Here is a 24,124-nt window from a genome sequence, read left to right as displayed (position 1 = left end):
GCTTATGTCTGCGATCATGCGCCGTACCTTCGAGCAACTGCCCAACCGCCGTGCCATCGTCGACCGCCGCGTGCTCGCCGAGGCGCTCGCCGCGCTGCCGGGGAAGGGCGACGCACAGCTTCGCCGCGGCGCGACCGCGATCCTCAAGGGCGCACTCGACGCCGGCCGCGCAGAGATCGCGCGGCGCCTGACCGAACATCCCTCGCGCGGGCTGGAGGCGGCGAACGCGCAGGCGTATTTGGTCGATCAGGTCATCGTCGCGCTGGCCGACTTCACGGTCGCGCGGCTTTACCCACTGAACAATCCGACCGCGTCGGAGCGGCTGCTGCTGATCGCGGTCGGCGGCTATGGGCGCGGCGAGATGGCGCCGTTCAGCGATGTCGACATCGGTTTCGTCACCCCGTGGAAGCAGACGCCCTGGGCCGAGCAGGCGATAGAGTCGATGCTCTACGCATTGTGGGACCTGGGGTTAAAGGTCGGCCATTCCAGCCGCTCGCTCGACGACATGGTGCGCCAGGCGAAGGGCGACGTGACCGTGCGCACCGCGCTGCTCGAGGCGCGCTATTTGTGGGGCGACGAGGCATTGTACGAGGAAGCCGCAGCGCGCTTCGACCAGGAAGTGCGCAGCGGCACCGAGCGCGAGTTCGTCGCCGACAAGCTCGCGGAGCGCAACGCGCGCCACATCCGCATGGGCGACACGCGCTACGTCGTCGAACCGAACGTCAAGGAGGGGAAGGGCGGCCTGCGCGATCTTCACGCGCTGTTCTGGATCGGCAAATACGCCTACAAGGTGCGCAGCTCGCGCGAGTTGAAGGAAGCCGGGCTGTTCACCGCCGACGAATATCGCCTGTTCCACCGCGCCGACAATTTCCTCTGGGCGGTGCGCTGCCACCTCCACCTGATCGCGGGCCGCGCCGAGGACCGGCTGACATTCGACTACCAGCGCGAGATCGCGCAGCGGATGCATTACGCCGATAGACCCGGCAAACCGGCGGTCGAACGCTTCATGCAATTCTATTTCCTGCAGGCGAAGACCGTCGGCTCGCTCACCGGCCTGTTCCTCGCCCATTTGGAGGAGCGCTACAACCGTCGCCACAGCGGCGAGCGGATCAAACGTCTGCTGCGTAGCCCGCGCAAACTGAACGGCTTCACCGTCGACCGTGGTCGGCTCGCGATCCCGCGCGATGACTTCTTCGTCGAGGATCCGGTGCGCCTGGTCGAGGCGTTCGCGATCGCCGCGCAGACGAAGATGGAGATCCACCCGCTCGCGATGCGCTGCGCTACGCGTGACGCAAAACTCGCCGCCTCGGTCCGGCGCGACCCGCGCGCCAACGCGCTGTTCCTCGACCTGCTGACCAGTCCGAACGATCCCGAGCTGGTGCTGCGCTGGATGAACGAGACCGGCGTGCTCGGCCGCTTCGTGCCTGATTTCGCGCGCGTCGTCGCGCAGATGCAGTTCGACATGTACCATCACTACACGGTCGACGAGCACACCATCCGCGCGCTCGGCCTGCTCGCGCGGATCGAGCAGGGCGCACTCAAGGCCGACCATCCGCTCGCCAGCGCGGTGATGGAGCAGGTCGTCTCGCGCCGCGTCCTCTACGTCGCCGTCCTGCTGCACGACATCGCCAAGGGCCGCGGCGGCGATCATTCGGTGCTGGGCGCGGAGGTCGCGCTGCGCGTCTGCCCGCGGCTCGGCCTCACCCGCGCGGAGACCGAGACGGTGTCGTGGCTGGTGCGCCACCATCTCCTCATGTCGGCGACCGCGTTCAAGCGGGACCTGTCGGACTTCAAGACGATCCTCGATTTCACCGCAACCGTGCAGAGCCTCGAACGATTGCGGCTGCTCCTGGTGCTGACCACGGTCGACATTCGTGCGGTCGGCCCCGGCACATGGAACGGCTGGAAGGGACAGCTGCTCGCCGACCTGTACGAGGGCGCGGAGGAGGTGCTGCGTCTCGGGCACAAGCAGAAGGGCCGCGCCGAGCGGGTCGAGGCGAAGCAGGAGGGCTTGCGCGATGCGATGAACTGGGACGCCGCCGCGCTCGCCGCCTACGTGCGCCGCCTGCCCGAACCCTATTGGATCGCCGAGCCCGCCGACGTGCTGGAGGCGAACGCGCGCGTCGTCACGCGGGCGGGCGACGCGCCGCTATCGATCGCGGCGCAGGTCTATCCCGAACGCGGTGCGACGCTCGTCACCGTCTACGCGACCGATCACCCGGGGCTGTTCTTCCGCATTGCGGGGGCGATCAACGTTGCGGGCGGCAACATCATCGATGCGCGTATCCATACCACGCGCGACGGCATGGCGCTCGACAATTTCCTCGTCCAGGACCCGCTCGGCCGCCCGTTCGATGAGGCCGAGCAGTTGCAGCGCATCCGCGTCACGATCGAGGACGCACTCGCCGGGCGCGTCCGCCTGACCGACCGGTTGAAGGCGAAACCGCTGCCGCGCCTGCGCGCCGATGCCTTCGCGATCGAGCCCAATGTGCTGGTCGACAACAAGGCGTCGAACCGTTTCACCGTGGTAGAGGTCAACGCGCGCGACCGTCCGGCGCTGCTCAACCAGCTCGCCCACGCGCTGTTCCAGTCGAAGGTGACGATCCACTCCGCGCATGTCTCGACCTATGGCGAGCGCGCGGTCGATACCTTCTACCTGACCGATCTGACCGGCGACAAGATCTCGCTGTCGTCGAAGATCAAGGGGCTCGAGCGCCGCCTGCTCGCCGCTGCCGCAGGACGCGCGCTGGAGGAGGCCGCGTAAGAGAAGGGGCCGGCCCGCGTGTGCGGACCGGCCCCCTTCGTTAACGGATGAGTTGATCAGAAGCGCGTGCGCACCGTCAGGCCATAGGTGCGCGGCTCGGCCAGATAGGAGGTGAACACCTGGTTCGCCGCCGCAAAGCCGCCTGCGCTACCGAACGCCTGCACCTGCGCCTGGCTGCCCGAGCCCTGGAATGGCGCGGCGAAGGCGACCTGCTGGTAATCCTGGTTCAGCAGGTTCTGCGCCCACACCTCGATCGCCCACAGATCGTCGCGCCCGCGCAGACCGACGCGCGCGTTGACGACGGTGAACCCGTCCTGCGCCTTTTCGGGGAAGATGTCCGATCCGGTGTTATAGTCGGATGAGGTGCGCTGATCGATGTAGAACAGCGCCGACATGCCGTTCGACCCGATCTCCGGCGTCCACGATGCGGAGGTCGTGATGACGTTGCGCGGCGCCAGCGGCATCTGCGCGCCCGGCAGCAGGAACAGCGCCGGATCGAGCGGATCGCCCGACGACGAGCCGACGATGTTGTTGCGGATCTTGGTGTCGGCGAGCGTGTAACCCATCGTGATCGCGACCGAACGTGCCGGGTAGAAGCCCGCTTCCAGCTCGACGCCCTGGCTGCGGACGCCCGTGCCGACGTCTCCGGCGCAGCGCCCCGTGGTCGCGTTGTTGTCCTTGTCGCCGCCGTTCAGCCCATCCTTGCAGCTGCTCAGGTTCTGCACGATGAAGTTGGTGCCGTTGAACGTGTTGAGCTGGAAGTTGGTGAAGTCCGACCGGAACGCCGCCAGGTTGAACGTGAACGGCCGCGATGAATATTTCAGGCCGATCTCGTACGCGTTGACCGTCTCGGGGTCGAAGCGCAGGTTGTTGACGTTCGGCGCCAGCGTCGTCTGCGGCAAATAGGCGAGGCCCAGGTCCGACTTGTCGAGGTTGAACCCGCCTGCCTTGAAGCCGCGCGAGTAGCTGGCATAGGTCATCAACCGCTCGACCGGCTTCCACGACAGCACCGCGGTGCCGGTGAACTCGTCGTTGCTGAACTTGTCGCTCAGCGACTTGCCGTTCAGCGTCGAGCTCGAATTGCCCGTGCAGCTGAGCGTCAGGATGCCCGCCACGGTCGAGGCAAGCTGCGGATTGGCGAGCAGTGGCGCCAGATTGCCGAGCTGCGACGCGCAGACGGTGTTGTCGTTGGTGAAGCTCGCGTCGAGGTTCTTCGTCTCCTTGGTCCAGCGCAGGCCGCCGGTCAGCGACAGCGTGTCGGTGATCTTCAGCACGTTGTGCGTGAAGAAGGCAAAGCTTTCACTCTTCTGATCGTAATTGTCGCGGATGCCGCCGCGGTCGCTGATCGTCGACAGCGCGTCGAGAGCGCCCAGGATCGTGCCAGCCGCCTGCCCGAACGATGCACCGACCGCGGCTCGTGCGGTCACACCCGGAGCGACCAGCGCCGTGGACAGACAACCCGGTGCGTTCGGGTTACGCAGCGCGGCGGTCGGGTTCGCCGTCGCGATTACGCGGCAAGCGGCAAAGCGGCCATAGTCCTTGCCGAAGCGAATGTTGTCCGCCACGCGCAGCTTCTCGTTGCTGTAGAAGCCGCCGACGAGCCAGTTGAGCCGGTCGCCGAACGCCTCGCCGTTCAGGCGCAGTTCCTGCGTAAAGGTGCGGAAGCGGCGATACGCGTTGCCGTCGTCGGCACGGTAGACGAGGTCGAGATTGCCGTAATCGAAATCGCCTGCACCGCCCGACTTGTACTCGCGGTACGCGGTGATCGAGGTCAGGGCCGCGCCACCGAAGTTCCAGTCGATCTGCGCCGACCCGCCATAATCCTTGGTGATGTTCGAATAGGCACGGCCGCGTGTCTGCGCGATGCGGCGGTTGTACGGATCGCCCGCGCTTGGGAACACCGCGCCCAGCGACTGCATGACCTGCACGATACGGTTGCCCGCCGGATTGATCGCGTAATCGCCCGGCGTGCCCGGCGTCGGATCGATCTTCTCGCGCAGGTCGACGTAGACCGCGCCACAGCACTTCTCGTCACGCCGCGTGTAGTCGCCGATCAGGCGAACCGAGAAATCGCTCGACGGCTCCAGCAGGAGTTGCCCGCGGACGAAATAGCGGTTGCGATCGTTATAGTCGGTGTTGTTGATGACGTCGCGGTAGAAGCCGTCGCGCTTGGCGTAGACGCCGTCGACGCGGAAGGCGAGCAGGTCCTTGACGATCGGACCCGTCAGCGCGCCGGCCAAGCGGACGTTGTCGTAATTGCCGTAGGTTGCCTCGCCGTAGCCGCCGAAGTCGAACGACGGCGCCTTGGTGTAGATGTTGATCGCACCCGCCGACGAGTTGCGCCCAGACAGTGTACCCTGCGGCCCGCGCAGCACCTCGACCCGCTCGATCTCGCCGATGTCGTTCAGCCCCGATCCCGTACGGCTGCGATACACGCCGTCGATGAAGGTGACGACCGAGCTTTCGAGACCCGGGTTATCACCCACGGTGCCGATGCCGCGGATGCGGGCCGAGGCGTTCGCTTCCGAACCGGTCGACGACACGCTCAGCGACGGGGCGAGCTGTGCCACACCGCGGATGTCAGTCGCGCCCGAATTCTGCAAGCTCTCCTGGTTCACCGCGTTGATCGAGATCGGCACGTCGGCCAGTCGCTCGGCGCGACGCGTCGCGGTGACGACGATGTCGCCCGCGCCCAGTTCACCGGTCGGGCTCGCCTGTGCGGCGGCAGTGTTCCCCTGACCATCGACCGCGGCGTTGGTGGTGACGGGGCTCGTCTGTTCCTGCGCCAGTGCGGGGCAGGCCGCCAGGCAGGCGACGGTGGACAGAAGGGTCGCGTAGGTGCGCATCAAGATCGGTCCTCTCCCGGATTTGAATATCGGGTTTGGTGCCGATCCTATGCGGCTGGGTTTACGCGTCTAGTAATTCTTACGTGCCGCGTAACGGAAAACGCCAGGCTGTGGCATAGGAGCAACATGCGACACGCAACGAAACAAAAGCGTGGTTGCAGGTGACGCTACGGAATGCACGCAAGGTGCTGGAAAGCGGCGCGCCGACGGCCGACCCGTCGACGCGCATCAACTTTATTTCGGCGACAGCACCATCAGCATCTGACGCCCTTCCATGCGTGGATAGGCCTCGACCTTGGCGATCTCGTTGGTCGCCTCGGCAACGCGCTGCAACACCGCCATGCCGAGCGAGCCGTGGCTCAGCTCGCGACCGCGGAAGCGCATGGTGACCTTAACCTTGTCGCCTTCCTCGATGAACTCGACCACCTTTTTCATCTTGGTGTCGTAATCGTGGTCATCGATGTTCGGACGCATCTTGATCTCCTTGATCTCCTGCGTCTTCTGGCTCTTGCGGGCGAGATTGGCCTTCTTCTGCGCCTCGTACTTGAACTTGCCGACATCCAGGAACTTGGCGACGGGCGGGTCCGCGTTGGGGGACACCTCGACCAGGTCGAGCCCGACTTCCTTGGCCTGCGCCATCGCTTCGCGCGTGTACATGACGCCGAGATTCTCGCCCTCGTGATCGATCACGCGGACCTTCTGGCTCTGGATCCACTCGTTGAAGCGAGGACCATTCATCGGCGGCGCCTGCATCGGGCGGCGCATCATAGGCGGACGGATAGATACTTCTCCTGTTGATTCACTCGCGCCGATATAAGCGTTCGCACGCAAAATCGGAAGATGCCCGGTGCGTTCCCTCGCGTCGGCGACCGCACGCGTCACGCGCGTGCGCCGACGCGCGCATCAGAAACTGCCGCGCAGCGTCACGCCGTAGGTGCGCGGCTCGCCCGGGAAGCCGATGAACAGCTGATTGGCAGTACCTGAAAAGCCGCCCGACGCCGCCTGCTGGACGCTGCGGAACGTGCCCGATCCTTGAGCGGGTATGTCGGAGGCAAGCTGGAAGTAGCGCTGGTTCAGCAGGTTTTGCGCCCACAACTCGACGCCCCAGCGCTTGTTTGCGCCGTACAGTCCGAGGCGTCCGTTCACCACCGCGAACGCGTCCTGCACCTTTTCCAGATCGAGGTCGGAGCCGGTGTTGGTATCGCTCTGCATACGCACGTCGACATAGACCAGCCCGGTCAGCCCGCGTGTGCCGACCGCGGGTGTCCAGCCGATGCCGGCGGTGGTGACGACCTCGGGCGCGTTGGACAGATCATGGTCGGGCAATTGGAACAGCACCGGCGACAGCGGGCGCCCGCCGGTCCCGACCAGATCGCGGCGATAGCGCGTGTGCGCGTAGGTGAAGCCAAGATTGACCGCCACGTCGCGCACCGGGCGGATCGTGCTCTCCAGCTCGACGCCGGTCGACGCCACGCCCGGCCGCAGCCGGTCGGGCGCGCACGCCCCCGTCGCCGCAGACGCATCGGTGTCGGCGCGGTTCAGGCCATCGCGGCACGACTGGATGTTCGCGACCTCGAAGCTCGTCCCGTTATAGGTGTTGAGCTGGTAGCCGCTGAACAGCTGGTGGAATGCCGCGACGTTCACGTCGATGCTGCGCCCGTTCCACTTTGCGCCGACCTCGTACGCCGTCACCTTCTCGCTGGCGTAGGCGAGATCGGCGACCTCGGCGCGGCCGTTGCCCGGCGTGTTCGCCGGCCGGCTGAGCAATGTCGCGCACGCCGCCTGTTGCGCCGCCGTACCCGCGCCCGCGAAGCACGGCCGGTCGAGCCCGGAGAAGTCGAGGTTGAACCCGCCCGCCTTGTATCCGCGCGAGGCGGAGGCGTAGACGAGCAGGCTCTGCACCGGCTTGAACCCCAGCACCGCGGTGCCGGTCCACTGCCCGTCGTCGAACGTCGACCCCGGTGTGCCGGCGGGAATGTCGATCCCGGCACCGTTCACCACGCAGGCGAGCCCGGCGAGCGACTGGAGCGAGGAGTTGAGCAGCGCTGGGCACAGGGTGTTGGTCGCGCGGTAGTCGGCGCGGACGCGCTTGTGCTCGTCGGTGTAGCGGACGCCGATCGTCGCGAACAGGCGATCGGGCACGATCGCCAGCGTGTTGTGCGTGAACAGCGCCCAGTTGCGACTGACTTGCGTGAAATTGCCGTCGTTCGCGCCGGTGCCGTTGAGCGGCGCCGCGCCCAGTTGCCGCGCGACCGCGTCATAGCCTGCGAACACGCTCGTCGGCGCGGTCGAGCAGGTCGGGGAGGCGAGGTTGACCTGTCCCAGTCCCGATGCCGCGAACGAGGTCGCGATGATGCAATTGGCGAAGCGGGTGTAATCCTGCCCGTAGCGCTGGTCGTCGTCGACGTTCAGCTTCTCGTTGCCGTAATAACCCCCGACCAGCCAGTCGAGCCGTCCGTCGAACGCGCGTCCGGCGAGGCGCAGTTCCTGCGAGAAGTTGCGGAACCGCCGGTCGAGGTCCTGCCGGTCGAGCAGGTCGAGCCGGTTGAAGTCGTTGTCCTGCCCCATCCGGTTCTTGTAATCGCGCCACGCGGTGATCGACGTCAGCGTCGCCGCGCCCAGCTGCCAGTTGACCTCGCCCGACACGCCCCAGTCGCGCACCTCCGACCGGTACGGCACGCCAGCGCTCGTCGAGGTCCGGAACTGGAACCGCTCGCCAGCGGGCGGCAGCTGGTAATTCGCGCCCAGTGCCTGAAGCAGCGGCAGCAGCGTGTTCGCGCCCACCGCGATCGCGCCCCCCGCCGGATCGGTCCGCGTCAGGTTACGCACCGGACCCAGCAGCACGCCGTTGCAGCAATTCTCATGCCGCTCGGCATAGTCGCCGATGATGCGCACCGACAGCGCGTCGTTCGGTGCCCAGGCGAACTGCCCGCGCGCCAGCCAGCGGTTGCGGTCCTGTATGTCGGGCTCGCTGGGGGTCAACTGGCGAATGAAGCCGTCGCGGCGTTGCCACACGCCGTCGACGCGTAGCGCGGCGGTCTGACCCACCGGCAGGTTCACCGCGCCGTCGAGCCGCCAGTAATCGTAGTTGCCGTATGACACCGATCCGTGCGCATCGGTGCGGCCGAGTTCGGGTGCGCGCGTTACGATGCTGATCGTCCCCGCGGTCGAGTTGCGCCCGAACAACGTTCCCTGCGGCCCACGCAGTACCTCGACGCGGTCGACTTCGCCCAGTTCGGTCAGCCCGACTCCGCTCCGTGCGCGGTACACGCCGTCGACGAACAGCCCGACCGAGCTCTCCAGCCCCGGGTTCTCGCCCACCGTGCCGACGCCGCGGATGCGCGCGGTAAAGTTCGCCTCGCTCGTCGCGCCCGAGACGAGCAGCGACGGCGCGACCTGATCGATCCCGCGCAGGTCGACCGCGCCCGTCGCGGCGAGCGTCTCGCCCGAGATCGCGGTGATCGCGATCGGCACGTCCGACAGGCGCTCGGCGCGCCGCGTCGCGGTGACGAGGATGTCGCCCGGTGTGTCGCCGGTCTGGTCAGTCGCTGGCGGCGCGGACTGGTCGCCCGCTTGCCCGACCGGTGACTGCTGCGCGGCAGCGGGGAGCGTGAGCAGCAGCGCGGACGAGAGCAGGCCCGCCGCCAGCGCGGGTCGATACGAACGATACATGGGTGCGATCCCTGATGACCGCGGCATCTGTGCGCCGCTGGGTTAGGCGGGCGCGGTTAGCGGTCGCGCGGGGAAAGTCACGCGCTTTGTTGCTGCGCTGCGGCAGGCCGTTGCGCCGCAGCCCCTTCAGGCGAGCGGATCGGCGGCGTGCGACCGCCGACCCGCTCGCCCGTCAGCGCGCCATATCGGGTGCGCGAGCCTCGTCACGCAGCCGCTCGGTGATCTGGCCGAGCGTGACGACCTCCTGCCCCTGGCTGCCCAGGCGACGCACCGCGACCGTGCCCTCGTCCGCCTCGCGCTTGCCGACGACCAGCAGCACCGGCACCTTGGCGACCGAGTGCTCGCGCACCTTGTAGTTGATCTTCTCGTTGCGCAGATCGGTCTCGACCCGCAGCCCGGCGGCGCGCAGCTCGGCCGCGACCTGATGCGCGTAATCGTCCGCGTCGCTGACGATCGTCGCCACCACCACCTGCACGGGCGCGAGCCACAGCGGGAAACGCCCGGCGTGATGCTCGATCAGGATGCCAATGAAGCGCTCGAACGTACCCAGGATCGCCCGGTGCAGCATCACCGGGCGGTGCCGATTGCCATCCTCGCCGACGTACGACGCGTCCAGTCGCTCGGGCAGCACGCGGTCGGACTGGATCGTGCCGACCTGCCACGTCCGCCCGATCGCGTCGGTCAGGTGGAACTCGAGCTTGGGGGCGTAGAAGGCGCCTTCGCCCGGCAGCTCCTCGAACTTCGCCTTGATCGCGTCGGACAGGCTCGACGCCTGCACCGCCTCGCGCAGCTCGGCCTCCGCCTTGTCCCACATCTCGTCCGAGCCGAAGCGCTTCTCGGGACGCAGCGCCAGCTTCACCGCGTAATCCTCGAACCCTAGGTCACGGTACACGCTGTCGAGCAGCTCGCAGAACTTGCGCACTTCCTCAACCAGCTGGTCTTCGCGCACGAAGATGTGCGCGTCGTCCTGTGTGAACTGACGCACGCGCATGATGCCGTGCAGCGCGCCGTGCGGCTCGTTGCGGTGGCAGCAGCCGAACTCCGCCATGCGGATCGGCAGGTCGCGGTAGCTCTTGATCCCCTGCTTGAAGATCAGCACGTGCGCGGGACAGTTCATCGGCTTCAAGGCCATCAGGTCGGCATCGCCCGACAGCACCGCACCCTCGTCCTCGGTGTTGGGGATCTCGTCGGGCACCACGAACATGTTCTCGCGGTACTTGCCCCAGTGGCCCGACTGCTCCCACTGCCGCGCATCCATCAGCTGCGGCGTCTTGACCTCGGCATAGTCGGCCGCGTCCAGCCGGCGGCGCATATACGCCTCCATCTGCCGCCACAGCACGAAGCCCTTGGGGTGCCAGAACACCGACCCTTGCGCCTCGGACTGAAGGTGGAACAGGTCCATCTCCTGTCCGATCTTGCGATGGTCGCGCTTGGCGGCTTCCTCCAGCATGAATAGATGCTGGTCGAGTTGCTTCTTGTTGAGCCAGCCGGTGCCGTAGATGCGGCTCAGCATCGCGTTCTTCTGGTCGCCGCGCCAATAGGCTCCCGACACGCGCGTCAGCTTGAAGGCTTGTGGGTCGAGCTTGCCGGTCGAGGCCATGTGCGGCCCGCGGCACATGTCGAGCCACTGGCCCTGACGGTAGATCGTCAGCTCCTCGTTGTCGGGAAGCTCCGCCGCCCATTCGGCCTTGAACGTCTCGCCCTGCTTGTTCCACGTCTCGATCAACTGCTCGCGCGTCCACACCTCGCGCGTGAACGGCTCGTTCTTGGCGATGATGCGGCGCATCTCCGCCTCGATTTCCGGCAGGTCATCGTCGGTGAACGGCCGGTCCTTGGGCGCGAAATCGTAGTAGAAACCGTCGTCGGTCGCCGGACCGAAGGTAATTTGCGTCCCCGGGAATAGATGCTGCACCGCCTCCGCCATCACGTGCGCGAGATCGTGGCGCGCGAGTTCGAGCGCATCGGCCTCGTCCTTCTGCGTGACCAAGGCCAGCCGCGCGTCCTGCGTCAGCGGACGCGTGATGTCGCGCAACTCGCCGTCCACGCGCGCAGCAATCGCTGCCTTGGCGAGACAAGGTCCGATCGCGGCGGCGATGTCGGCGGGCGTGGTGCCGGGTGCGACCTCGCGAACCGAACCGTCGGGCAGCGTGATCGAGAGCATGTTCATGGATCAATCCTGAGGAAATCTTTAGTGCCGCTTATGGCGGAAGCGCGCGCGGCGAAAGAGGGCGCACGCAAACGTCGGGCGATCGGCGCCGCTCAGGCGCGCGTGCCGCCGAACCCCGGAGCCACCGGGGCGGTGCTAGTTCGCGCGAGGAAACGGCACGGCGTCATCGCGCGCAACGATAGCGCGAATGCAGTGATCACGCCAGCCTGCGCCATTGGGAGGGGCAGGGCGCCTACCTATATCTTCCTCACGATGAGCACCGACTTCGCGGGCAACACCCATTTCTACATCCTGATCGGCGTGCTGCTGCTCGCCTCGGTGATCGCGCGGCGCGTGCCGGTGCTGCGCACGCTCGTATCGCTCGCGGTCTGGGCCGGGCTCGCCGGGCTGCTCTACATGGTCGTCGCGCAGCGCGAGCGGTTCGATCCTTGGATGGGGCGGATGGCAGCCGCGCTCGACATCGAGAGCCAGCAGGTGTCGGGCGAGGAAACGCGCATCCGCATGTCGCCCGACGGTCACTTCTATGTCCGTGCGCAGATCGGCGGGGTCGAGAAGCGCCTGCTGGTCGACAGTGGCGCGACGATCACCGCGCTCTCGCCCGACACTGCCGCCGCCGCCGGCGTCGAGGTCAAGCCCGCGCTCTTCCCGGTCGTGCTGCAAACCGCCAACGGCGCGATCCGCGCGGAGACGGGCGAGGTCAAGGAACTTCGCTTCGGCAATGTCGTCGCGCGCGATCTGGCGGTCGTCGTGTCGCCCGCGTTCGGGAACATCGACGTGATCGGGATGAACTTCCTGTCGCGATTGAAAAGCTGGCGGGTCGAGGGGCGAACGCTGATCCTGACGCCGCATCACCCGCAGGACAGCGACGTCTGACGATCACGCCAGCGTCGGATCGGCCTTGATCGAAGCACGCCGGGCGGTCCGACGCGCGCGCATGCCCCACAGCAACAGCGGCACCGACAGGCCGATCGCGACGAGATCGATCACGACCGGCTCCGCGATCGCCGGACGCAGCAGCACGAGGTGCCCGATCGCGGTGAGCAGCACCGATCCCGCACACACCCGCCGCAGCAGCATCGCCTCGGCAACCCGCGGGTAGAGCACCGCTACTACGAGCGCCGCCGCGAACGCGCTCCAGAACACCAGCGCGAGCGGCGCCTCCGCACCCATCCCGGCGCGCAGCCAGAGCGCCCACACGATCAGCGTCGGCGTCCCCCACACTGTCATGTTCCAGCCCGCGCGCAGCCGCTCGCCGCCCAGCCCACGCCGCCGCCGCTTCTCCAACCACAGCGTGTTACCCGTCGCGGTGATCGCGCACAGCGCCAGCCCCATCACCATGTAGGCGATCTCGACCGGCAGCCCGGCGAAATTGCCGAAGTGGAGGTTGTACGACGACGCTGCGACCTGTTGACCCACGGCACCGTCCGACAGCCCGGCCTTGGAATGGAACGCGCCGGTGCGATCGAAGAAATAGCTCTCGCCATAGACCAGCCGCTTGGGCTGCGCGGTCAGGATCTGGATGTGCTGCCCCGCGGTACCGGGTTCGTGAACGATGACGTAGGTCGGCATCGCCCCCGGCACCCGCGCGTCGAGCGTGCGCAGCGCCGCGGCGGCGTCGGCGATTCCCGTGCGCGCGGGATCGGACGGCGGCTCATGCCCGAAGATGTGCGCGTAGACCTTCAGCGTGTCGCCGCTCGTGTATGCCTTCGCCAGCATCGTCGTGCCGACGCCGCCCAGCCCGATGAACGCGCCGGTCAGCGCGACCGCCAGCACGAACGGCAGCGTCCACACGCCCAGCCGATTATGCCAGTCGGCGCGTGCGAGCTGGGCGTCGTGGCGCGCGCGCAAGCAGAAGGCGTCGCGGATGATGCGCGGATGCGCCAGCACCCCCGTCGTCACCAGCGCGCACAGCATCACGCCCAGCGCACCGACCAGGATCAGGCCCCACGTCATCGGCAGGTGCAGGTACTCGTGCATCGCGATCATGAAGTCGGTCCAGGCATGCCCCTCCCGCGCGACGATCCGGCCGTCCGCGTCGACGTACCATCCGCCCGAGTCGGTCGTGACGGACGCGCGCGGCAATTCCGTGCTCGGCATCCGCACGTACAGGTGCGTCGTCGCCGGCTTGCCTGCCTCGCGCGCCACCGCGCCCGTGATCGCGCGCTGCACCGCCGCCGGTGCCAGCGCGATCATCTCCGGCACGTCCGGCTGTTCCCAGCGCTGCCAGCGGTCGTGGATCACCACCAACGTGCCGCTCAGGCAGATGATGTAGATCAACGCGCTGGCGAGCAGCCCGATCGCGGCGTGGCCACCCAAAGCGCGCTTGACCAGCGTCTGGCGCGGCGACACCGGCGACGCGCTCACGCCGCACCCCACAGGATCGTGCCCGCGATTGCGGCAACCAGCGGCGCCGCGACCATCTGTGACGGCCGTGCACGCGTCAGCTGCACCGTCAGCAATGCGGTCCAGATCACCGGTTGCAGGAACAGCGTCAGCACGACCGAGTCGCTGTCGAGCTCGCCGCCGCCGCGCACCGCCGCCTGAGCCCCGAAGGCGAGCCACTGCGCCGCGGCGAACGCGAACGGCACGGCCAGTGCGAACACGGCCAACCGCCGCAGCACGTCGCGGCGGTGATGCGGGATCGAGATCGCGGGCGCTTCCCGGGCTGCGCGGCGCTCGCGAACCGGGGAGGACCAGCCGGCGTACAGAACGCACGCCAGCGCCGCCGCCATGCCGACGACCACGCCGACCGACAGCCCCCACGCACCATCCGCCCACGTGAGCGCGACAAGCGCCGCTGCCGTCACTGCCCAGCCGAGCGCCGCCGCCACTCCGGGTCCGCTCCAGCCGAGCCGGACCAGACCGATGCCGCACGCGATCACGAAGAGCAGGGCGGCCGTCACCGCGCGTTCTCGACCATGTCCCAGGGTGTGCGCGTCATCGTCTCGTTTTCCAGTAACGCGCCGGCGGCGCCCTCCACCGCGCTATAGCCACCGCGCTATTGCAAATCAATCGCACATATGGGGTGGCTTAATGGCCTCCCTCGATCCAGCCGATCCCGCCCGCCTTCATCGCGCCCGCAATCGCTTCTTCCAGCTCGATCGACTCCCATCGCTCCATCGGGTTCAGGTGAGCGACCGCCTCGGGCAGCAATTGGACACCGAAGCGCCGTACCGCGCCGCTCGCCTTGTACCCGGCCTTGTGCTGGTCGAAGCGCTGGTCGGGGTCGCGCACCGTCTGCCCGACGTAGATGCCCCATTGCTGCCGTCGCGCCGGATTGTGCAGCAGGATCAGGTAGACCGAGTAACCCGCCCGCGCACTGCCGCGTGAGGTCGCGCGGAACGCAGCGGCTACTTTCGTGGCGCGCGCGATCACCTCTTCACCCGACAGCATCAACGTCGTGCTTCGCCATCGTCGTCGAGCGTGATCCACGTTGGCGCGTGGTCACTCGCGTGCGGCCAGCCGCGCACGTGCCGGTCGACGCCTGCGTCCGACAATCGCGCGGCGAGCGCGGGGCTGAGCAGCAGATGGTCGATCCGCATTCCCGCATCGCGCCCGTAGGCGTTCCGCAGGTAATCCCAGAAGGTATACAGCGTCGCATCCGGGTGCAGGTGGCGCAGCGCATCGGTCCATCCTTGCGCCAGCAACCGCGCGAACGCGGTACGCGCCGCGGGCGCGAACAGCGCATCCTCCGCCCAGCGTTCGGGCGCGTAGACGTCGCGAGGGCCGGGGATGACGTTGAAATCACCCGCCAGCACCACCGGCGCCCCGCTGTCGATCAGCATCTGCGCCCGCGCGATCAACGCGTCGAACCACGCCAGCTTGTAGTCGAACCGTGCGCCCGGCCGCGGATTGCCGTTCGGCACGTACAGGCTTGCCACGATCACGCCGTTCACCGCCGCCTCGACGTAGCGGCGCTGCGTCGGATCGGGATCGTCCGGTAGCCCGCGCTGCGTCGGGTGGATCGCGCCAATGCGGCTCAACATCGCGACGCCGTTCCAGCGCGGCTGACCCAACCACACCGCCTCATAGCCGGCGTCGCGCAGCGCCGCCGCCGGGAACTTCGCCACTGGAGCCTTCAACTCCTGCAGGCAGACCACGTCGGGCTTGGCCTCGTTCAACCAGCGCAGCAGCACGGGCAGGCGACCGTTGACGCCGTTCACGTTGAAGGTCGCGATCTTCACCCTGCTCCCTCCCGCGCTTAGCTCCGCACACAGACGACCCGCGTTGCCGCTCCGTTCCACGCCCGCGCCTCGCGATGGCGCAGGAACCATCCCGCGGCAAAGCCGTCCATGCCATCATGGATGCCGCCATCGTACAATTGGGTCTGGTCGAGGACGAGACGATCCAGCTCGACGCCGCCGCGCTCGAACTCGCCGCGCTCGATCACCCGGACGTCGATCTCGAACCCTATGCCGAGGTGCTGACCGCGATTACTGAGCGGGTCGCCGCGCTCTCCGACGTCGCACCCTCTGCCAGCACGCAGGGCGCCGCGCTGGCGCAGGTGATAGCGGGCGAGTTCGGCTTCTCGGGCGACCGCGACCATTATGACGATCCCGACAACGCCGACCTGATCCGCGTCGTCGACCGCCGCCGCGGCATGCCGATCAGCCTCGCCATCCTCTACGTCGCCGCCGCGCGCCGCGTCGGCTGGACCGCCGACGTGCTCAACACGCCCGGCCACGTGCTGGCGCAGGTCGGCCCGCCGACCGCGCCCGTGCTGATCGATCCGTTCAACGACGGACAGGAGATGAGCCAGGCGGGCTTGTCGGTCCTGCTCAAGCGGATGCTGGGCGCGGCAGCAGTGCCGCGCGCCGATCACGTCGCCGCCATGTCCAATCGGGACGTGCTCGTCCGCCTGCTCATCAATCAGGCGACTCGTGCCGAGCGTGGCGGCGATCCGGGGCGTGCACTGACGCTGTTCGCGCGGATGACGACCTTTGCGCCGGGCAACCCGCACGTCTGGTGGGAACATGCGCGCCTGTCGCTGATGGACGGCGACATCGCTGCCGCGCGCGCCAGCCTCGGCGCGATGCTGGAGGTGACGCGCGACGCCGCCACGCGCGTGCGGATCGCCGCCGCGCTCGACTCGCTCGCGGGGACCTAAGCCGCCAGCGCCGCGGCGACCGCCTCCTCGCTGATCTTGAACGCGTGCGCGAGCGCCGCGACCGAGGCACCGCGCCGCGCCAGCAAGCGCAATCGATCGAGGTCGAGCTCGGTCGCATAATGCCGCGTGTCGCGCTCCTCGGTCGCGTGTCCCGTCCGTGCGAGCGAGCCGGTGCTGCTGCGCCGCTTTGGCCGTGCATCGCGCGCGTCGGCGGCGGCGGCGCGGCGCTGTTCCTCCTCGATGCGGCGCTGCTCGCGCTGCTGTTCGCGCATCGACGACTGCGTGTCGCGCGCGCTCGCGCGTGCCTCGGTTCGCGCCTCCGCCGCCGCGATCCGCTCGGCCGCGCGGCGCGTCCTTGCCTCTGCGCGTTGCGCCTCGCGCTCGTCGCGCGTGCCGGTCAGCGTCGGCGTCGCGCCACTGCTACCCCACGAATTGTGCATGCTTCCTCTCAAGCCTCGGATCAGATGGTGCGCAGCGCCCGCGCGGGCCGCACGCGCATGATCGGCCACGCGCCGGCCAGCCCGATCAGCATCGTCGCGCCCAACCCGCCGACCAGCGTCAGCGCGACCGCGACTGGATCGGGTGCCCAGGGAAAGTCGAACATCTGCGTCACGACGTACCATGCGCCCGACAGGCCGATCAGCAGCGCGACAACCGACACCACCACGCCCAGCAGCGCGTACTCGATTGCCTGACCTGCGATCAACTGCGCTCGCGTCGCGCCCAGCACGCGCAGCACCACCGCGTCATAGGTCCGCGCCTCACGCGCCGCCGCAATCGCGCCGACCAGCACCGCCACGCCCGCGGCGACCGCCACCCCCGCGGCGGCGGCAATCGCGAGCGCGATCTGGCTCACCAGGTCGCGCACCTGCGACAGCACGCCGCCCACCTCGATCGCGGACGATGAAGGGAAGGGCGCCAGCAGCGCGGCGGTGATCGCGCTCGTGCGCGCGGCGGGCGCGTCGATCGTCGCGGCGAGATTGTGCGGCACGTCGGCGAGGGTATTGGGTGAGAACACCAGCACGAAGTTGAAGCCGAGCGTGTCCCACTGGATGCGCCGGAACGACGCGATCCGCGCGCTGCGCTCGACCCCCAGCACGCTGATCGTCAGCGGCTCGCCCAGATGCAGGTCGAGTGCCTTTGCCAACCGTTCGTCGACCGACACGAGCGGCGGTCCGGCGTAGCCGCGCGGCCACCATTTGCCCGCCGTGATCGTGCTACCGGCGGGCAGCGCGTCGGCGTAGGTCAGCCCACGCTCGCCGCGCAATGCCCATGCGCCCTCGGGCAATTCCTTCAGGTCGGCGACGCGCGTATTGCCGTAGGCGGTGATCGTCCCGCGCAGCAGCGGCACGGTGCGCACCTCCGCACCCGGCGCAACGCTTGCGACGGTGCGTCGAAACGCCGCTTCCCGATCGCGCGGCACGTCGAGCACGAACAGCGCGGGCGCGCGTGCTGGCACCGTAGTCGCGATCGCCGCGTCGATGCTGGTGCGGATCGCCGTCAGCAGCACGAACAGCGTCAGCCCGAGGCCGAGCGCGACCACCAGCGCGCCGGTTCGCGCACCCGGCCGGTGCAGCGCGGCGATCGCGAGGCGCGGCAGCAGCCGCCGCGGCGCCGGCAGCCGCGCAGCGATCACGCGCACGGCGTACCCCAGCAGCGCCAGCAGCAGCAGCGTCGCCGCCAGCGCCGCGAGGAAACCGGCCGCGAGCACCGGCTGGTCCGAGGTGAAGACGGCGAGCGCAACCGCCGCGCCTCCCGCCACGAACGCAACCAGCCGCGCCCGCCACGGCACCGCGCGCACCGGCGCGAGCGCGCCGCGCAGCAGCCCCGCCGCCGGCGTCGCGCTCGCCGCCGCGATCGGTGGTGCGGCGAACGCGGTGGCGATCAACGCGCCGTACAATGCCGCGCGGGCGAACGGCCAGGGCGCGATCCCCAACCCGCCCGCAATCGGCAGCACGCGACCGAGCAGCTCGCCGAGCAGCGGGATCACCGCGATCGCAATCACGATCCCTGCGCCGATGCCGATCGCGGCGGCGACGCCGATCTCAAGCGCGAAGACGCGTGCCATGTCGCCGCCCGTCGCGCCCAGCGTCTTGAGCGTCGCGATGGCGCTCCGCCGGCTGGCAAGAAACGACGACACGCCACCGCCGACGCCGATACCCGCAATCGCCAGCGCGGCGAGCCCGACCAGCGTCAGGAATTCGCCCATGCGATCGACGAAGCGCGATGCGCCGGGCGACGCCCGGTCGCGCGTCTTCGTTTCCCAACCGCCGGCCGGAAACGCGCGCGTCACGCGTGCCGCGACCGCGTCGGGGCTGGTGCCGGCGGGCAGGCGGACCCGATAGCGCGTGTCGTACAGGCTGCCCGGCTGGACCAGTCCGGTCCGCTCCAGCGTCTTCAGCGATACGAGCACGACCGGGCCGAGCGTGAAGCCCTCGGCCAGCCGGTCGGGCTCATCCGAGACCACCCCGTCGACACGCACAACGGCGCTGCCAAGACGCAAGATCGCGCCGCGGCGCAGCTCCAGCCTGTCGGCGAGCGCGGGCGTGATCCACGCCGCACCGTCCGCCGGATGCGTGACGCGTCGTCCGTCGCTCAGTCGCACTCGGCCATAGAGCGGGTAGGCGGCGTCGGCAGCCTTCAGCTGAATCGGGGCGCCGCCGCGCGCCGTGACGGCGTTCGCCTGCATGCGGATCGTTTCCGACACGCGCCCCGCGGCCGCGAACAAGGCGCGCTCTGCCGCGGTTGCTCGGCGTTGCGACACCGACAGCTCCACGTCGCCGCCCAGGATCGTCGCGCCGCGTGATGCCAGTTCGCCGCCGACCGCCGCCGCCAGCCCGCCGATCGCCGCGAGCGCCGCGACCCCGAGGAACAGGCACACGACCAGAATGCGCAGGCCCCTAAACCGCCAATCGAGCTCGCGCCGCGCCACACGCCATGCGAAACGCCAGCCGCTGCCGCCGACGCTGCCGCCGACGCCATTCGGAGTGTCGCTCACGCGATCCGCCCGTCGGCGAGCGTCACGACGCGGTCGCAGCGTGCCGCCAATGCGTGATCGTGCGTGATGACCACCAATGTCGCCGCCAGCGCTTCCTGCCTGGCGAACAGCAGGTCCATCACCGCGGCACCCGTCGCGGTGTCGAGATTGCCGGTCGGCTCATCGGCGAAGACGATCGGCGGGCGCGGCGCCAGCGCACGCGCGATCGCCACGCGCTGCTGCTCGCCGCCCGACATCTGCGCCGGATAATGGTCGAGCCGATGCGACAGCCCGACCGCGGCGAGTTCCTCCGCCGCACGCCCCCATGCGTCGGCGGCGCCGGCGAGTTCCAGCGGCACCGCGACATTCTCGCGCGCGGTCATCGTCGGCAGCAGGTGGAATGCCTGCAGCACGATGCCGATCCGCCCGCGACGCGCCCGTGCCAGTTCGTCCTCGCCCAGCGCGCCGAAATCGAGCCCGTCGACGATCACGCTGCCGCCGCTCGCGCGCTCTAGCCCGGTCAGCACCGCCATCAGCGACGACTTGCCCGATCCCGAACTGCCCAGCAGCGCGACGCTCTCGCCGCGCGCAACGCGTAAGGAGATGTCGCGCAGCACCGCGGTCTCGCCCAGCGTCAAGGTGACATCACGCGCGTCGATCACCATAGAAGTGTCGGTATCGGTCGCCATGAGGAAAACACCCTTGTTCCCAGCCAGGTCGGTGACGCGCATCGCGGCCGTTATGCTCTGCGCCATGTCGGTCGCGGGTTGCGAGCGTCAACCCTCGGAGCCTACCGCAACCGTAAACGAAGCGGCGAACGCGGCCGCGACTGCGCCCGCCGAGGTCGCGCGGCCGCAGGGGCCCGAGCGCGTCATCCTCGCTTTCGGTGACAGCCTGTATGCCGGCTACGGCCTCGACCGCGGGCAGAGCCTGCCCGACGCGATCCAGGCGCGGCTACGGCGGGTCGGCATCAATGCGACCGTCGTCAACGCGGGTGTCTCGGGCGACACGACCGCGGCGGGGCGCGAGCGGCTGGCGTTCGTGCTCGACCAGCAGAAGCGCGCGCCCGACCTCGTGATGCTCGGGCTCGGCGGCAACGACGTGTTGCGCCAGATCTCACCGGCCGAGACACGTGCGAACATGACTGCGATGCTGGACGAATTGAAACACCGCCGCCTGCCGGTGCTGCTGACCGGCATGCGCGCGCCGCCCAACCTCGGTCCCGACTACGTCGCCGCATTCGACACGATCTGGCCCGATCTGGCGAGGCGCGACGGCGACCGGCTCTACCCCTTCATCCTCGACGGCGTGATCGGCAACCCGGCGCTGATGCAGGCTGACCGCGTCCACCCTAATGCGAAGGGCGTCAACCGCATCGCCGACCGCCTCGCACCACTAGTCGAGCAGGCGTTGCCGCCCGCGCACTGACGCCTCGGCCATTGTCCTGCTCGGTTAGGGCGTGCACTACAGCGGGCTAAGCGGGGGAAATTGGTGCGCTCGACGATCAAGGACGTGTCGGAACGCGCGGGCGTGTCGATCAAGACGGTCAGCCGCGTGCTCAACAAGGAACGCTACGTCGGCGCCGCCACGCGCGAGAAGGTCGAGGAGGCGGTGCGCGCGCTCAACTTCCGCCCCAGCCTCGCCGCGCGCTCGCTCGCCGGGCGACGCAGTTTCCAGATCGGGCTGATCTGCGACAACCCCAGCCCCGCCTACGTCTACGCGATGCAGACCGGCATTCGTGATCGTTGTGAGGCCGACGGCGTCCGCATGATCGCGCAGCCGTACGACCGCAATTCGGGCCGGCTGCTCGAGGAGGTCGAGGCGCTTGTCGCGACCAGCCACCTGGACGGGCTGATCCTGACCCCGCCGGTCAGCGACCACGACGAGGTGCTCGACTTTTTAAAAGAACGCGGCGTCCGCGTCGTACGCGTCTCACCTGGTCACCGGCCGGAGGCGAGCGCGGCGGTCTTCATCGACAATCGCGCCGCCGCGGCCGAGGTCACGCGCCACCTGCTCTCGCTCGGGCATCGCCGCATCGGTCACATCCTCGGCCAGCGCGACTTCGCCACCAGCGCGCAGCGTTACGAGGGTTATCTGATGGCGCTAGCGGAGGCGGGGATCGATCTTGATCCCGCGCTTATCGAGCAGGGCGACTATGATTTCGCCAGCGGCGCACGCGCGGCGGAGGCGATGCTGTCGCTCGGCCAACCGCCCAGCGCGATCTTCGCCGCGTCGGACGACATGGCGGCCGGCGCACTCGCCGCCGCGCACCGGCGCGGGGTCAAGGTGCCCGCCGAGCTCGCCATCGCGGGCTTCGGCGACGATCCGCTCGCCAGCTACGTCTGGCCGCCGCTCACCACCATGCGCCAGCCAGTGCGCGATCTCGCCTGGAACGCCGCCGACCTGCTGCTCTCACCGGAAGAAACCTTCGAGCAGCGCGAACTGCCCCACGCGCTGATGGTACGCGACTCGACCGACTGAACGATCGGTGAGCTAGCCGATCAGGAACATCGCCGCGCCCAGCGCCAGCACGAACGCGCACAAGGTCGACGCTGCGATCACCAGCATCGGCCGCGGCCCCGCCTCCAGCAATTGCGACAGCGGCGAGCGGATCGCGGTCGCGGTCACCGCGGCGGCGAGCAGCCCGGCCGCCACGCGCTCGGCGGTCCCGGTGACGAGCGCAGGGATCACGCCGGTGGAGTTGACCCCCGCCAGCACGAAGAAGCCGACCACGAACCACGGCAGCCCCTGCCGCTTGCCCGACTTCTCGCCGCGCGGCAGGAACATCGCCACGATCGCCAGCACGGGCGCGAGCAGCGCGACGCGCGTCAGCTTGACGATCGCCGCGATCTGCCCCGCGGCGTCCGAGTAGGAATAACCCGCGCCCAGCGCCTGCGCCACGTCGTGGATCGACGCGCCGAGCAGAAATCCCGCCTTCAGGTCGCTCATGTGCAGCCAGTGCGCGACGAACGGGTAGGTGACCATCGCGAGCGCGCTCAGCGCTGAAATGCCGACCAGCACCAGGGTCAGCTGCGCCTGGCTCGCGCGTCGCTCGCCCAGCGTCGTCGCCAGCGCCATCGCCGCGCTAGCCCCGCAGATTGCGACCGCGCCGCCCGCCAATGTCCCGAACGCCGCATTGAAGCCGAGGCGGCGACCCACCAGCACGCCGCACCCGATCGTAATCGCGACGATGACCAGCACCGCCAGCAGCGCGACCGGACCCAGCGCCACGATCTGCCCGAAGGTGACGCGAAGCCCGACGAGCACGATGCCCCAGCGCAGCAGCGAGCGCGACGCGAACGCCAGCCCCGGAGTCAGTCGCGCGTCTGCCGACAGGAAATTGAGCGCCAGCCCGATCAGCAGCGACATCAATGTCAGCGGCGCGCCGTAATGGTCCGAGATGAAACCGGCTGACAGCGTCCCCGCCGCGACGATGATCAACCCCGGTACATGGTCGCGCCACGTCGCCTTGGGGCTGGGTTCGAGGTCGCCGTACAGGTCGGCCGCCATCGGCAGGGAGGCAGAACGTGTAGCGGCCATCGTCGATCCCAGTGCTAGAGTGGAAGGGGACTAGCCTAAGCACACGCACTCTGACAACGTTGTCGTCAATCAAATCGGGAGAGGGACATGGCGGCGGACGCGGTGAGGGACGGCATGACAGGCGACGCTGAAGCGCAGGCGGGCAATCGCGCGCGCTGGGTGATCGTCGCGATGGTGTTCGTCGCGATCATGCTCAACTACGTCGACCGACAGATCCTGGCACTGCTGAAACCGACCTTGGAGGCGGAGTTCCGCTGGTCGGATCAGGATTACGCCAACATGGGCACCGCGTTCCAGGTCGCGACCGCCTTCGCCTTCCTCGGGACCGGCTGGTTCATCGACCGCGTGGGGCTCAGGCGCGGGTTCGGCATCGGTGTCGGCGTGTGGAGCCTCGCGGGCATGGCGCACGCGTTCGCGACCACCGTTACCGGGTTTCTCGGCGCGCGCGTCGTGCTCGGCGTTGCCGAATCGATCGGCACGCCCGCCGCGGTGAAATCCGCCGCCACCTATTTCAACCATCGCGACCGGCAGATCGCGCTCGGCATCGGCAACACCGCGCCCAACGTCGGTGCGGTGCTGACGCCCGCGCTGATTCCGCCACTCGCGGTCGCGTTCGGGTGGCAGTCGGCGTTCCTGCTCGCGGGCGGGCTCGGGCTCGTCTGGGTCGCGGTCTGGTTCGCGCTGCGTGTGCGGCCCGTCGCGCTCGACGCGATCACGGCCGCGCCGGTCCGCTGGCGCGACATCCTGCGCAGCCGCCGCACGCTCGCGATCGCGATCGCCAAGGTGCTGTCGGATCAGGTGTGGTTCTTCATGCTGCTGTGGCTGCCCGACCTGTTCCACCGCCTGTTCGGGTTGCAGCAGGGAACGCTCGGTTGGCCGATCGCGCTGACCTACGGCCTCGCCGCAATGGGCGCGATCAGCGGTGGCGTGCTGCCCGCGCGACTGATGGCGCGCGGCTGGAGCGTCAACGCCGCGCGCAAATCGGCGCTGCTCGTCTACGCTTTGCTGGTCACGCCGGTACCGCTCGTCATGTCCGTCAACAGCCCATGGT

General features: G+C 68.7%; 18 protein-coding genes. 6 read left to right on the top strand and 12 right to left on the bottom strand.

What is annotated here, in order from left to right; all coding sequences use genetic code 11:
* Nucleotides 1-16: 16 nt before the first annotated feature.
* Complete coding sequence (locus tag QZ847_RS00970) at nucleotides 17-2,764, top strand: [protein-PII] uridylyltransferase (protein ID WP_294352263.1); 2,748 nt, start codon at nucleotides 17-19, stop codon at nucleotides 2,762-2,764.
* 56 nt (nucleotides 2,765-2,820) lie between these two features.
* Here the strand turns inward: QZ847_RS00970 and QZ847_RS00965 are convergent, their stop codons facing one another.
* The 4 genes from QZ847_RS00965 to thrS form a co-directional block, all read right to left on the bottom strand.
* Nucleotides 2,821-5,610: a TonB-dependent receptor gene (locus QZ847_RS00965; protein WP_294352261.1), complete on the bottom strand. Its 2,790-nt coding sequence runs from the start codon at nucleotides 5,608-5,610 to the stop codon at nucleotides 2,821-2,823.
* Nucleotides 5,611-5,844: 234 nt separating this feature from the next.
* The gene (gene infC, locus QZ847_RS00960) at nucleotides 5,845-6,378 is read right to left on the bottom strand and encodes a translation initiation factor IF-3 (protein ID WP_019517390.1); all 534 of its coding nucleotides are present in this window, start codon (nucleotides 6,376-6,378) and stop codon (nucleotides 5,845-5,847) included.
* Nucleotides 6,379-6,513: 135 nt separating this feature from the next.
* Entirely contained in the window at nucleotides 6,514-9,282 is a 2,769-nt protein-coding gene (locus tag QZ847_RS00955; RefSeq protein WP_294352259.1) for a TonB-dependent receptor, read from the bottom strand.
* 172 nt (nucleotides 9,283-9,454) lie between these two features.
* Complete coding sequence (thrS, locus tag QZ847_RS00950; RefSeq protein WP_294352313.1) at nucleotides 9,455-11,443, bottom strand: threonine--tRNA ligase; 1,989 nt, start codon at nucleotides 11,441-11,443, stop codon at nucleotides 9,455-9,457.
* A 258-nt stretch (nucleotides 11,444-11,701) separates the two neighbouring features.
* Here thrS and QZ847_RS00945 point away from each other — a divergent pair, with 258 nt between their 5' ends.
* Entirely contained in the window at nucleotides 11,702-12,322 is a 621-nt protein-coding gene (locus QZ847_RS00945) for a TIGR02281 family clan AA aspartic protease (protein WP_294352258.1), read from the top strand.
* 3 nt (nucleotides 12,323-12,325) lie between these two features.
* On the opposite strand, the gene QZ847_RS00940 is transcribed toward QZ847_RS00945, so the two are convergent.
* From QZ847_RS00940 to QZ847_RS00925, 4 genes are all read right to left on the bottom strand, one after another.
* A complete protein-coding gene (locus tag QZ847_RS00940; protein WP_294352256.1) occupies nucleotides 12,326-13,813 on the bottom strand; it encodes a PepSY domain-containing protein in 1,488 nt (495 codons plus the stop codon).
* Complete coding sequence (locus tag QZ847_RS00935) at nucleotides 13,810-14,352, bottom strand: hypothetical protein (protein ID WP_294352254.1); 543 nt, start codon at nucleotides 14,350-14,352, stop codon at nucleotides 13,810-13,812. Before QZ847_RS00935 ends, QZ847_RS00940 begins: the two co-directional genes overlap by 4 nt.
* A 127-nt stretch (nucleotides 14,353-14,479) precedes the next feature.
* The gene (locus QZ847_RS00930) at nucleotides 14,480-14,842 is read right to left on the bottom strand and encodes a GIY-YIG nuclease family protein (RefSeq protein ID WP_294352251.1); all 363 of its coding nucleotides are present in this window, start codon (nucleotides 14,840-14,842) and stop codon (nucleotides 14,480-14,482) included.
* A complete protein-coding gene (locus QZ847_RS00925; RefSeq protein ID WP_294352249.1) occupies nucleotides 14,842-15,633 on the bottom strand; it encodes an exodeoxyribonuclease III in 792 nt (263 codons plus the stop codon). The genes QZ847_RS00930 and QZ847_RS00925 overlap by 1 nt, the downstream gene beginning before the upstream one ends.
* Before the next feature lie 116 nt (nucleotides 15,634-15,749).
* Between QZ847_RS00925 and QZ847_RS00920 the strand changes: the two genes are divergently transcribed.
* Nucleotides 15,750-16,556, top strand: a complete 807-nt coding sequence (locus QZ847_RS00920; RefSeq protein ID WP_294352247.1) for a SirB1 family protein — start codon at nucleotides 15,750-15,752, stop codon at nucleotides 16,554-16,556.
* Here the strand turns inward: QZ847_RS00920 and QZ847_RS00915 are convergent.
* The 3 genes from QZ847_RS00915 to QZ847_RS00905 are packed head-to-tail and all read right to left on the bottom strand — an operon-like array spanning nucleotide 16,553 to nucleotide 20,222.
* Nucleotides 16,553-16,996, bottom strand: a complete 444-nt coding sequence (locus QZ847_RS00915) for a hypothetical protein (protein ID WP_294352245.1) — start codon at nucleotides 16,994-16,996, stop codon at nucleotides 16,553-16,555. The two genes, QZ847_RS00920 and QZ847_RS00915, sit on opposite strands and share 4 nt — an antisense overlap.
* Before the next feature lie 20 nt (nucleotides 16,997-17,016).
* Entirely contained in the window at nucleotides 17,017-19,554 is a 2,538-nt protein-coding gene (locus QZ847_RS00910) for an FtsX-like permease family protein (RefSeq protein WP_294352243.1), read from the bottom strand.
* On the bottom strand, nucleotides 19,551-20,222 hold the full coding sequence (locus QZ847_RS00905; protein WP_294352311.1) for an ATP-binding cassette domain-containing protein: 672 nt from the start codon (nucleotides 20,220-20,222) through the stop codon (nucleotides 19,551-19,553). The genes QZ847_RS00910 and QZ847_RS00905 overlap by 4 nt, the downstream gene beginning before the upstream one ends.
* A 64-nt stretch (nucleotides 20,223-20,286) precedes the next feature.
* On the opposite strand from QZ847_RS00905, the gene QZ847_RS00900 reads away from it, so the two are divergent.
* Nucleotides 20,287-20,961, top strand: coding sequence for an arylesterase (locus QZ847_RS00900; RefSeq protein ID WP_294352242.1), 675 nt, complete (start codon nucleotides 20,287-20,289; stop codon nucleotides 20,959-20,961).
* Nucleotides 20,962-21,024: 63 nt separating this feature from the next.
* Nucleotides 21,025-22,014 (top strand): LacI family DNA-binding transcriptional regulator, encoded by a 990-nt coding sequence (locus tag QZ847_RS00895; RefSeq protein WP_294352240.1) that lies wholly within the window; start codon nucleotides 21,025-21,027, stop codon nucleotides 22,012-22,014.
* A 12-nt stretch (nucleotides 22,015-22,026) separates the two neighbouring features.
* On the opposite strand, the gene QZ847_RS00890 is transcribed toward QZ847_RS00895, so the two are convergent.
* Nucleotides 22,027-23,043 carry a putative sulfate exporter family transporter gene (locus tag QZ847_RS00890; RefSeq protein ID WP_294352309.1) on the bottom strand — a complete coding sequence of 339 codons (1,017 nt, stop codon included), beginning with the start codon at nucleotides 23,041-23,043 and terminating at the stop codon, nucleotides 22,027-22,029.
* A gap of 117 nt (nucleotides 23,044-23,160) precedes the next feature.
* On the opposite strand from QZ847_RS00890, the gene QZ847_RS00885 reads away from it, so the two are divergent.
* Nucleotides 23,161-24,124 (top strand): MFS transporter (locus tag QZ847_RS00885; protein ID WP_294352239.1); only part of this gene is annotated, 964 nt, incomplete at its 3' end.

This window comes from uncultured Sphingomonas sp., from assembly GCF_913778135.1.
Classification (GTDB): domain Bacteria; phylum Pseudomonadota; class Alphaproteobacteria; order Sphingomonadales; family Sphingomonadaceae; genus Sphingomonas.
This window is presented reverse-complemented; position numbering and strand designations above follow the sequence as displayed.